This window comes from Nocardia ignorata NBRC 108230 (assembly GCF_001612905.1).
In the GTDB taxonomy this organism is placed as follows: domain Bacteria; phylum Actinomycetota; class Actinomycetes; order Mycobacteriales; family Mycobacteriaceae; genus Nocardia; species Nocardia ignorata.
Window position 1 is genome coordinate 1 of sequence record NZ_BDBI01000004.1, and the last position, 10,467, is coordinate 10,467.

A 10,467-nucleotide genomic window follows, 5' to 3' on the forward strand; every position below is an offset into this window, starting at 1 on the left:
ACGGGTCTGCAGGGCGATGGCACCGGCGCGTTCGGCCACCTCGGCGGCGGCGATCTGCGGGGTGGTGACGACCAGGATCTCGGCGCTCGGGATCAGCTGGGCGATGGAGATCGCCACGTCGCCGGTGCCGGGCGGCAGGTCCAGCAGCAGCACGTCCAGATCGCCCCAGAACACGTCGGCGAGGAACTGCTGCAGCGCGCGGTGCAGCATCGGACCGCGCCACACCACGGGCGTGTTGCCCTGGGTGAACTGCGCGATCGAGATCATCTTCACGTCGTGGGCGACGGGCGGCATGATCATCCGCTCCACCTGGGTGGGCTTGGCGTCGGTGCCGAGCATGCGCGGGATGGAGTGACCGTAGATGTCGGCGTCGAGCACACCGACCGACAGACCGCGTTCCGCGAGCGCGACGGCCAGGTTGGCGGTGACGCTGGACTTGCCGACGCCGCCCTTGCCCGAGGCCACCGCGTACACGCGGGTGAGCGAGCCGGGCTGGGCGAACGGGATCACCGGTTCGGCGGAGTCGCCGCGCAGCGATTTGCGCAGTTCGGTGCGCTGTTCGTCGTTCATGACGTCGAGATCGACGGTCACCGCGCCCGCACCCGGCACGTCGGCGACGGCCTTGGTGACGCGCTGGATGATCTCGGTGCGCAGCGGGCAGCCCGAGGTGGTGAGGTACACCTCCACATGCACGTCGCCGCTGTCGGCGATGGCGATGCTCTTGACCATGCCGAGCTCGGTGATCGGCTTGCGGATCTCCGGATCGTCGACCTTCGCGAGCGCCGCCCGCACATCCGCTTCCGTAATCACTGCCATATGTCCGATATTAGGCTGCACCGGTTTCCCGGCCGGGTGTGGGGCGCGTGCTCAGTGGATGCGCGGGAGGTCTTGGGGCTTGGGGGCGAGGCCGCTGGAGTAGGAGCCCGACCATGCCATCACATTGGCGACGTAGGCCATGGAGTTGTTGTAGCGCAGGATCGCCTTGGACTGCTGGGACAGGTCGCGCATGTTCAGGCCGCCGTCGCAGAGGTACTTGCCCGCGGTGAGGGCGGCGTCGTAGAGGTTCTGCGGGTCGGCGATGCCGTCGGCGTTGCCGTCGGCGGCGTAGCGCTCCCAGGTTTCGGGCAGGAACTGCATGGGGCCGATGGCGCGGTCGTAGCCGCCGATGCCGTCGAGGGTGCCGCCGTCGCTGTCGTGGATGACGTTGTTGCCCGACAGGCTGCCGTCGAGGACGGGACCGTAGACGGCCTTGATCGGGTTGCCGTCGGCGTCGGCTTTGCCGAAGGCGTGGGTGGATTCGACGCGGCCGATGCCCGCCAGCAGCGACCACGACATGCCGCAGTGCGGATTCTCCACGGCCAGTTGCTGTTCGGCGTTCTGGTAGGCGGCCACCGCGATGCCGGGGATGCCGAGCGGTCCGGCGGGCAGGTCGGAGGCGACCCGATCACCGGACAGCGCAACGGTTTTCACCTCGGGGGTGGCCGATCGCGACTGCTTGGCCTCGGCGTGGACGACCTCGGCGACTGCGGCGACTGCGGCCTGCGGTGCGGCGGCGAACTCGGGACCGGTCTCGGTGTCGAGCTCGGGCAGATCGTGCTCCACGGCCGCCATTTCGGCGGTGGTCGTGTCGGCGGCGGCGGCGGTGACGGCCACGAGTCCGGCCGGAACCAAGCCGGTGAGCGCGATGATCGAACTACGTCGAACCGTCGTTGCAGGCTGTTTACGATGACGACCCATGAGCCGAGATTACCGCACCCGAGACCTTTTTGTTACCCCTCCGTGATCTGAATTTCGGTTTGATTTCTACGGGGCAGGCGGGGCGGGCGGCAGCGGGATAACGATGTTGAACGGCAACGTGATTGCGGGCTGCGGCGCGGGTGCCGGCGCGGCGGGCGGCGCGGGCTCCTCGGTGGGCGCGATGCCCGGCTCCGGCGTCTTCTGCGGTTCGGCCGGTGCGGGCGCCGGTGCCTCGGCGGGCGCGGGTTGCTCGGCGGGGGTGCACGCCGCCTGCTCGGTGCGCTCACCGGGCTGCGGGGGAGCGGCGGCCGGATCCTGCGGTGCCGGATTCTGTTGCACCTCGGCACCGAACGTCTGTGGTGCGGGCGCAATGGGGTTGGGCATCTGCGCGGGCAGCGGCTCGTTCACACACACCTCGGGGGCGGGTGCGACGGGCGCGGGACAGAAGATGCCGCAGGGGATCGGCGGCAAGCCGGGCAGCGTGATCATCACCTGGGTCGGCGTGGTGACCTTCGGTGTGTTGGGCGGCAATTGGTTCGTCGTCGACGGCGGCGCCGCCGTGACGGGTGTGTCGGCCGCGAGCACGTTCGGCGCGACGGTCGGCGCGCTGCCCGGCGGCACGATGTCGGGCGAGATCGACACCTGGCTCGGCGCACCGCCGGTACGGTAGGCCGCCGACCAGCTGAGCACATTGGCCGCGTACGACATCGAGTTGTTGTAGCGCAGGACCGCACGCAGTTCCTGCGCCGCGTCGCGCAGGTTCAGCCCGCCGGAGCAGAGGTACTTGGCCGCGCCGAGGGCGGCGTCGAAGACATTGTGCGGGTCGGCCGTGCCGTCGCCGTTGCCGTCGGCCGAGTAGTGCGCCCAGGTACTCGGCAGGAACTGCATAGGTCCGACGGCGCGGACGAAGCCGCCGTCGGCCTCCTTGATGATCTCGTTACCCGGCAGGGTGCCGTCGAGCGCGGGTCCGAAGATGGGTGTGGTCGTGGTGCCCGCGGCGTCGGTTCGCCCGCTGCTGGCGTGCCCGGATTCGATGCGGCCGATGCCCGCCAGCAGATTCCAGGTGAGCCCGCAGCCGGGCTGTGCGGTCTGCATGGCCAGTTCGGCATTGCGGTAGGCGGCGAGCACGATCTCGGGAATGCCGAGCGTGCCGCTGCCGGGTGGTAGTGAAATCGATTGCAGTGGCACGGTTCCGGCGAAGGGCGCCAGGCTGTTGGCCGAGGGGCTCAGCGCACGCAGTTTGCGCGGCGCCTCCTGGGTCACCGGTAGCAGGCCGACGATTTCGGACGGATCGCTCTCGGGTTTGTGGTCGGTGGTGCTCTTGTTCGCGGCGAGCAAGGCCTCCGGCGCGCTCGGCGCGGTGCTCGGGTTCGACGAGTGCGCGGCCGACCCCGACGCGACGAGTCCCGCGACGACAAGGGCCGACATAGTTATCGGAGCAGAGATTCGCATTGCGGCCACACCAACCCTTTACGTCGAAGCAGCGGCGCCGCAGAGTCCCCCCTCCGGCCCGCCCGGAACAACGTGATCCAGGTTACCCATCGGTCAGGTACTTACAGAGCATTTCCGGTTACTCATCTGGAGCACCAGGCGAAACCGGGGGCGAAGACGGTGTTTGACCGGAGGTTTTCTTGCGGGCACCTTTTCGCTTCGTCTCCGTCTTCGGCGCGCCGTCGAGCATTTCCTTGATCTCTTCCAGTTCGCGCCGCAGGTAGTCGCGGGTGGCGACATCGCCGACGGCCAGGCGAAGCGCCGCCAGCTCACGGGCGAGGAACTCGGTGTCGGCCTTGGTCTGCGCGGCCCGGGTGCGGTCCTCCTCGAGCGAGACCTTGTCGCGGTTGTCCTGGCGGTTCTGGGCGAGCAGGATCAGCGGCGCCGCGTAGGCCGCCTGGGTGGAGAAGGCCAGGTTGAGCAGGATGAACGGGTACGGGTCCCAGCGCAGCGCCACCACGAAGACATTGAGCAGGATCCAGACGATGACGATGATGGTCTGGATCGCCAGATAACGCCCGGTGCCCAGGAACCGGGCGACTCGCTCGCTGCTGCGCGCGAACGCCTCGGAGTCCCAGTCGAAACGCAGCCGGGTACCGCCGGGTGTCTCCAGCCGCTGCCTGGCCAGGTTCTTCTCGCTCACGCGTGTCCTTTCGGCTGCCCCGCTGATGCCTCGAGGCGCTGACCACTCATGCCGGTCTCCCGTCGGTGTCGATCGGTGTCGGCTCGGTCTGTTCGAGCGGTGGGGTCTCCTCTTCGCGCCAGTCCTCGGGCAGCAGATGGTCGAGCACGTCGTCGACGGTGACCGCCCCGAGCAGGTGGTTCTCGTCGTCGATCACCGGCCCGCAGACCAGGTTGTAGGTGGCGAAGTAGCGGGTGACCGCCGAGAGCGGCAGCTCGGGGGTCAAGGCGGCCAGGTCGGTGTCGACCATGCCGCCCACCAGGTGCGCAGGGGGCTCGCGCAACAGGTGCTGGATGTGCACGCAGCCCAGGTAGCTTCCGGTCGGGGTGGCCGTGGGCGGGCGGACGACGAAGACCATCGAGGCCAGGGCCGGGGTGAGATCGGGATCGCGGACGCGGGCCAGCGCCTCGGCGACCGTGGTCGACGGACTGAGCACGACCGGTTTGGTGGTCATCAGGCCACCCGCGGTGTCGGGGGAGTGGGCGAGCAACCGGCGCACCGGTTCGGACTCCTCCGGGTCCATCAGAGCCAGCAGCGATTCGGCTTCGCTCTCGGGCAGTTCGCCGAGCAGGTCGGCCGCGTCGTCGGGGTCCATGGCCTCGAGCACGTCGGCGGCCCGCCGGACCTCGAGGTGGCCGAGCAGGTCGACCTGGTCGTCGTCGGGCAGTTCCTGCACCACATCGGCGAGGCGTTCGTCGTCGAGGGCGATCGCCACCTCCACCCGGCGCTTCTCGGGCAGCTCGCGCAACCGGTTGGCCACGTCGGCGGCGCGCAGTCCTTCGAATTGGGCGAGCAGCGCGGTGACGTCCTGGCCCGGCCTGCCGACGGCGGCCGGTGTCAGGCCGCTCACCGACGACCAGTCGACCACGTGCACCGTCCGCCTGCGCCCGATCCGCCGGTGCCCGCGCACCGCCACCCGGCCGACCACCCAGTCCCTGGTGCGGGTCTGCTCGATGCCCAGATCGGCGACGAACACGTCGACGTCTTCCAGGTCCGGCAGGTCCGGGTCGTGCACGTGCACCCGGGTGTCGACGATCTGGGCCAGCGCGAGCAATTCGCCCGCGCGCTGGGCGAACCGGCGCAGGCTCACGGTTCCGGTATTGAGCGTCACCACGCCCGGCTCGATCGCGGTGACCCGCAGCATCGGCACGAAAATCCTTCGGCGCGTGGGCAACTCGACGACCAGGCCGTGCACGCGCGGCGGTTGCCGCCCGAACCGGACGGCGACGACCACGTCCCGGACCCGGCCGATAGACTCCCCGTCCGGACCCAGCACTGTCAGGCCGGCGAGCCGGGCGACGTACACCCTGGTGGTTGCCATGACCTCAGGCTAGTAGTAAGGAGCGTGCTCCCATGAAGCCCCGCCGTTCGGTGCTCGCCGTGCCAGGCAGTAGCCAGAAGATGATCCACAAGGCGATGGGACTGCCGGTCGACGAGGTCTTCCTCGATCTGGAGGACGCGGTCGCGCCCGAGGCGAAGGTGTCGGCGCGCGCCAATATCGTGGCCGCCCTGCACGAACCGGGCTGGGGCGAGCAGCTGCGGGTGGTCCGGGTCAACGACTGGACGACCGAATGGACCTACGCCGACGTCATCACGGTGGTGGAGGGCGCGGGCCGCGAGCTCGACGCGATCCTGCTGCCCAAGGTCACCGACGCGGGCCAGGTGCGCGCGCTGGATCTGCTGCTGAGCCAGCTGGAGAAGGTGTGCGGGCTCGAGGTCGGGCGCATCGGCATCGAACCGCAGCTCGAAAACGCCGTGGGGTTACGCAATATCGACGAGATCGCCACCGCCAGCCCCCGTGTGCAGGCCCTGGTCTTCGGTCCCGCCGATTTCATGGCGAGCCTGAATATGCGCACCCTCGTCGTCGGCGAACAGCCGCCCGGCTACGACACCGGCGACGCCTACCACCACATCCTGATGACCATCCTGCTCACCGCCCGCGCCCACGGCCTGCAGGCCATCGACGGCCCCTACCTGCAGGTTCGCGATGTCGACGGCTTCCGCCGGGCCGCCGCGCGCACCGCCGCGCTCGGCTTCGACGGCAAATGGGTGCTGCATCCGGACCAGATCGACGCGGCCAACGAGATCTTCAGCCCGCGCCAGGAGGACTACGACCGCGCCGAGTTGATCCTCGAGGCCTATGCCTTCCACACCTCGGCCGCCGGTGGTGCTCGTGGCGCGGTGATGCTCGGCAATGAGATGATCGACGAGGCCTCCGCCAAGATGGCACAGGTCATAGCCGAGAAGGGCCGCGCCGCCGGAATGAGCAGGACCACCCGTTTCACTCCGCCACAACCCGGCCAGGAATAGCAGAATGGGACTATGACGAATCCCTTGGGCAACTCGAACCGCGGGCGGCAGGCGTTGCCGACGCCGCCGTCGGGCTGGCCGGTCGGGTCGTATCCGACCTACGCCGAGGCGCAGCGCGCGGTCGATTACCTGGCCGACAATCAGTTCCCGGTGCAGGACGTGACCATCGTCGGCGTCGACCTGATGCAGGTGGAGCGGGTGCTGTACCGGCTCACCTGGGGCAAGGTCATCGGCGGTGGGGTGGTGTCGGGCGCCTGGCTCGGCCTGTTCCTCGGCCTGCTGCTGAGCCTGTTCACCACCACCGGTGGGGCGCTCGGTCCGCTGGTCGTCGGTCTGCTCGGCGGCATCGTGTTCGGTGTCATCACCACGTCGATTCCCTACGCGGCGACCAAGGGACAGCGCGACTTCGCGTCGACCATGCAGTTGGTCGCCGGTCGCTACGACGTGCTGTGCGACCCGAAGACCGCCGAACGCGCCCGCGACATGCTGGCCCGATTGGCGCTGTGACCCAATGGATGTGGTGAATTCGGTCCGCACCGCGGTGCTGGACCACTACGAGGTCGAGCGCGCCGGTGTGGACTCCGCGTCGGTGACGTTCCTCGGGCTGGAACCGATCGAGATCCTGCGCATCCCCGGTGACGGTGTGGTGCACTACGCGACACTTGGCGGCTCGCGTCATCCGATGGGCGATCCGGCCGACCTGCTCGCCGATCCGGTCCGTGGCCCACGCGCCGAACTCGTGCTCACCCTGCTGGCCGCTGCCGGGCCGCAGGCGGGCCTGGTTCGCTCACTCGGCGTGCTCGTCGCCACACCATCGGTGGAAGGTGTTGTGCTGCAATCCGACGCGCTGCTCGATCTCGGTGAACCGTTGTGGCACAACGGTCCTTTCACCGCGGTGCTGCTCGGCGAGAGCGAGGTGCCCGAGATCGTGCTGCCCGAACCGGCCGAACCGGTGCGCTACCTCAGCGTCACCCCGGTGACCGCCACCGAGGCCGCCTGGGTGCGGGTACGCGGCGCGCAGGCGTTGCGGGACGCGTGGGCCGAGGCGGGTATCGACGTGCGCGATCCCGGTCGCGGTGCGGTGAATCTCTAGAGCCACTTGTTGCGGCGGAAACTGCGGAACAGCAACGCGCACAGCACAACCATCAGCGCGACCACCGCCGGATAAGCCCACGGCTGGTGCAGTTCCCACATGTAGTCGAAGTTCATGCCGTAGACACCGGCGATCATGGTCGGCACCGCCGCCATGGCCGCGTAGGCGGAGATCTTGCGCATATCGGTGTTCTGCTGGACGCTGATCTTGGCGAGCGCGGCGTTGACCAGGCTGCTCAGCGCCTCGTCGAAGTAGGCTATCTGTTCGTTGACGATGACATGGTGGTCGGCCACATCGCGCATATAGCGCCGGAATTCGGTCGGTACCGGCAGGTCCTGATTGTTCATCAACCGCTCCAGCGGAACGCCCAGCGGTGACACCGCCCGGCGCAGCTCGACGACCTCGCGCTTGAGCTGATAGATCGATTCGATGCCCACCTTGGAGTTCGATGTGAAAACCGCCTCCTCCATCTCGTTGACGTCCTCCTCGATGGATTCGGTCGTCTCGACGTAGAAGTCGACCACGTGATCGGCCACGGCGTGCAACACCGAGGGCGGACCCATCCGCAGCTGATCGGGATGAGCCTCGAGTGCCCTTCGCACGCCCGACAGGCCGGTGTGCTCGCCGTGGCGAACGGTGATCGCGAAATGCGGGCCGGTGAAGACCATGATGTCGCCGGTCTCCACGATCTCGCTGATGGCGTGCATATCGTGTTCCACGTAGCTGACCGTGCGCATCACCAGGAACAGCGTGTCGTCGTAGCGTTCCAGCTTGGGGCGCTGACGCCCGACCACGGCGTCCTCGACCGCCAGCGAATGCAGCCCGAAGATCTGGGCGATGTCGTTCATCTGCGTCTCGTCGGGATCGTGCAGGCCGACCCAGACGAAGCCCGAGTCGGTGCCGCGCGCCTCCGCCAGCGCCTGCTGCGGGGTGAAGCGGCCGGGCAACCGCGTGCCGTCGACGTAGACACCGCAGTCGACGATGGCGCGTGCGGTCGGCACCGGTACCCGTGGCCGCGCGGTCGCCGCGGCACGACCCGTCTTGTGAAAGTTCGGCAGTGACGGGAAGGAAGGCACATCCGGATGTTACGGGCAGGTCGACGGCCGCACACCGGCCGACACCGCACTGTAAGACTGAGTGTGTGCGCATCGACCTGCATACCCATTCCACCGCCTCCGACGGCACCGACACCCCGGCCGAACTGGTTCGCCACGCCGCCGCATCCGGGCTCGACGTCGTCGCGATCACCGACCACGACACCACCGGCGGGTGGGCCGAGGCCGAAGCGGCGCGTCCGCCGGGACTCACACTCGTACGCGGGATGGAGATGTCGTGTACCGGCATGGGGGAGGACGGTTTTCCCGTTCCGGTGCACCTGCTGGCCTACCTGTTCGACCCGGCGGACCGCGGTTTCGCCGAGGAACGTGAACGATTGCGGGCCGAGCGCATCGCGCGGGTACGCGCCATGGCGGAGTTGATGGTGGCCGACGGTCTGCCGATCGATCCCGAGGCCGTGCTGGCCGGTGCCGGACCGGCCGCGGGGCGTCCGCATCTGGCGCGGGCCCTGGTCGCGGCGGGTGTGGTGGCCAGTGTCGACGCCGCGTTCGTCGACCTGCTCGCCCCGCACGGGCCGTACTACGCGGAGAAGGTGGACACGCCGTTGCCGCGCGCGGTGCAGCTGATCGCCGACGCCGGCGGGGTGAGCGTGCTCGCCCACGTTCGGGCCCGCAAACGCGGCAGGCTGCTCGCGCTCGACGAGATCAGGAATCTGGCCGGGCTCGGTCTCACCGGCCTCGAGATCGACCATCCCGATCACAGCGACGCCGATCGCGCGGTACTCACCGAGCTGTCCGGCGAGCTCGGCCTGGTGCGCACCGGGTCTTCGGACTACCACGGCAGCAACAAGACCATCGCGATCGGCGCCTGCCGCACCGATCCGGAACAGTTCGAGGCACTGATCGGCAAGGCGAGCGGGGTTCCGGTGATCTCCTCGTGACGGCGGTCCGGGCGCTGAGCGGTGTGGTGGCGGGCGGTGTGGTCGCGCTGCTGTGTGTGGTCGTCGGTGCCGCGCTGATCGGTGCGCGCCGCGACTTTCCCGGGCCGGGAGGCGAATCCCTGACGTGGCATGTACTGGTGACGGTGGTCGTCGTCGGGGCGCAGATCGTCGCGGATCGGCGGCGTGGGGCGGCGGCTCTGGCCGGGTCGGCGGTCGTGTTCGTGATGACCGGAGCCCTGCTGTGGACACAGTGGTGGGGATGACAGTCCGCTAATGGTTGCGGAAGGGTGAACTGTGCCCGAATATCTCTCTGTATGGGCAACCTGGAGACGGATGTTCTGATTCTCGGCGGCGGACCCGCCGGGCTCTGGGCCGCCGTCTCCGCGGCCGCGCACGGGGCGCGGGTGGTGCTGGTCGACAAGAGCCGCTGCGGTTCGAGCGGGCCGGGCGTCTACGGCGCGACGACGGTGTGGGACATTCCGCCGGGTCAGGCGCGGGCCGAAGCCGTGGAGCGCGCGCTGGTGCGCGGCGGCGGTCTCGGTGACCCGGCCTGGCTGCACCGCGTCATCGACGAGGCGCACGAGCGGCTGCGGAACTGGTCGGGCAGGCAGGTCGCCGACCCGCGACGGATCCGGTTCGACGGTGCGAGTTACCTGCGCCGACTGCGTCGCGGCGCGCTCGAGGCCGGTGTGCGCATCCTCGATCACCACCCCGCCCTGCACCTGCTCGTCGATCGCTCGGGACGGGTGGTCGGCGCCGCAGGGATGCGGCGGCACAACAACTTTCAGCGCTGGACGATTCGCGCGGGCGCCGTGGTCGTGGCCACCGGCGGCTGTGCGTTCGGGTCCGGCGGCGCGGGCACCGAGGTGAACACCGGCGACGGTCTGCTGATGGCGGCGGAGGCCGGGGCCGAGCTGTCGGGCATGGAATTCTCCAGCGCCTACGTCCTGGCCCCGGTGCTCGCCCGGGTGCACCCGCATCGGACGATCGCCAGTGGGCTCGCGGTGCGTTTCGCCACGTTCTACGACGAATCCGGGGCCGAGCTCCCGGGACGCGCGTCCGCGGCGCTGGCCGCCATCGCCGACGGCAGGCGGGTCTTCGCCGCGCTCGACGACGTGCCCGAGGTGGTCGGGCACTGGCTGCGCAGGCAAGGCGCGG

The 10,467-nt window shown here is 69.3% G+C and carries 12 protein-coding genes; 6 read left to right on the forward strand and 6 right to left on the reverse strand.

Annotation, left to right across the window (positions count from 1 at the left end; translation table 11 throughout):
- The 5 genes from NI2_RS03695 to NI2_RS03715 form a co-directional block, all read right to left on the reverse strand.
- Nucleotides 1-816 (reverse strand): P-loop NTPase (locus tag NI2_RS03695; protein ID WP_067486051.1); only part of this gene is annotated, 816 nt, incomplete at its 3' end.
- A gap of 51 nt (nucleotides 817-867) precedes the next feature.
- Nucleotides 868-1,737, reverse strand: a complete 870-nt coding sequence (locus NI2_RS03700; protein WP_067486030.1) for a lytic transglycosylase domain-containing protein — start codon at nucleotides 1,735-1,737, stop codon at nucleotides 868-870.
- 66 nt (nucleotides 1,738-1,803) lie between these two features.
- The gene (locus tag NI2_RS35535; protein ID WP_067486034.1) at nucleotides 1,804-3,189 is read right to left on the reverse strand and encodes a lytic transglycosylase domain-containing protein; all 1,386 of its coding nucleotides are present in this window, start codon (nucleotides 3,187-3,189) and stop codon (nucleotides 1,804-1,806) included.
- Nucleotides 3,190-3,307: 118 nt separating this feature from the next.
- Nucleotides 3,308-3,871 (reverse strand): DUF1003 domain-containing protein, encoded by a 564-nt coding sequence (locus NI2_RS03710; protein WP_067486036.1) that lies wholly within the window; start codon nucleotides 3,869-3,871, stop codon nucleotides 3,308-3,310.
- Between the two features lie 46 nt (nucleotides 3,872-3,917).
- Nucleotides 3,918-5,231 (reverse strand): magnesium transporter MgtE N-terminal domain-containing protein, encoded by a 1,314-nt coding sequence (locus NI2_RS03715; protein ID WP_067486039.1) that lies wholly within the window; start codon nucleotides 5,229-5,231, stop codon nucleotides 3,918-3,920.
- Nucleotides 5,232-5,263: 32 nt separating this feature from the next.
- On the opposite strand from NI2_RS03715, the gene NI2_RS03720 reads away from it, so the two are divergent.
- From NI2_RS03720 to NI2_RS03730, 3 genes are read left to right on the forward strand one after another with little or no spacing between them, the layout of a single operon-like run.
- The gene (locus NI2_RS03720; protein ID WP_067486040.1) at nucleotides 5,264-6,220 is read left to right on the forward strand and encodes an HpcH/HpaI aldolase/citrate lyase family protein; all 957 of its coding nucleotides are present in this window, start codon (nucleotides 5,264-5,266) and stop codon (nucleotides 6,218-6,220) included.
- Nucleotides 6,221-6,232: 12 nt separating this feature from the next.
- Nucleotides 6,233-6,727: a YflT domain-containing protein gene (locus tag NI2_RS03725; RefSeq protein WP_067486041.1), complete on the forward strand. Its 495-nt coding sequence runs from the start codon at nucleotides 6,233-6,235 to the stop codon at nucleotides 6,725-6,727.
- Between the two features lie 4 nt (nucleotides 6,728-6,731).
- Entirely contained in the window at nucleotides 6,732-7,313 is a 582-nt protein-coding gene (locus tag NI2_RS03730; protein WP_084475872.1) for a suppressor of fused domain protein, read from the forward strand.
- Here NI2_RS03730 and NI2_RS03735 read toward each other — a convergent pair.
- Nucleotides 7,310-8,389: a magnesium and cobalt transport protein CorA gene (locus NI2_RS03735; RefSeq protein WP_067486044.1), complete on the reverse strand. Its 1,080-nt coding sequence runs from the start codon at nucleotides 8,387-8,389 to the stop codon at nucleotides 7,310-7,312. The two genes, NI2_RS03730 and NI2_RS03735, sit on opposite strands and share 4 nt — an antisense overlap.
- 65 nt (nucleotides 8,390-8,454) lie before the next feature.
- Between NI2_RS03735 and NI2_RS03740 the strand changes: the two genes are divergently transcribed.
- The 3 genes from NI2_RS03740 to NI2_RS03750 form a co-directional block, all read left to right on the forward strand.
- Nucleotides 8,455-9,309: a PHP domain-containing protein gene (locus NI2_RS03740; protein WP_067486046.1), complete on the forward strand. Its 855-nt coding sequence runs from the start codon at nucleotides 8,455-8,457 to the stop codon at nucleotides 9,307-9,309.
- The gene (locus NI2_RS03745; protein ID WP_067486049.1) at nucleotides 9,306-9,572 is read left to right on the forward strand and encodes a hypothetical protein; all 267 of its coding nucleotides are present in this window, start codon (nucleotides 9,306-9,308) and stop codon (nucleotides 9,570-9,572) included. Before NI2_RS03740 ends, NI2_RS03745 begins: the two co-directional genes overlap by 4 nt.
- A 51-nt stretch (nucleotides 9,573-9,623) precedes the next feature.
- Nucleotides 9,624-10,467 (forward strand): FAD-dependent oxidoreductase (locus NI2_RS03750; RefSeq protein ID WP_157104645.1); only part of this gene is annotated, 844 nt, incomplete at its 3' end.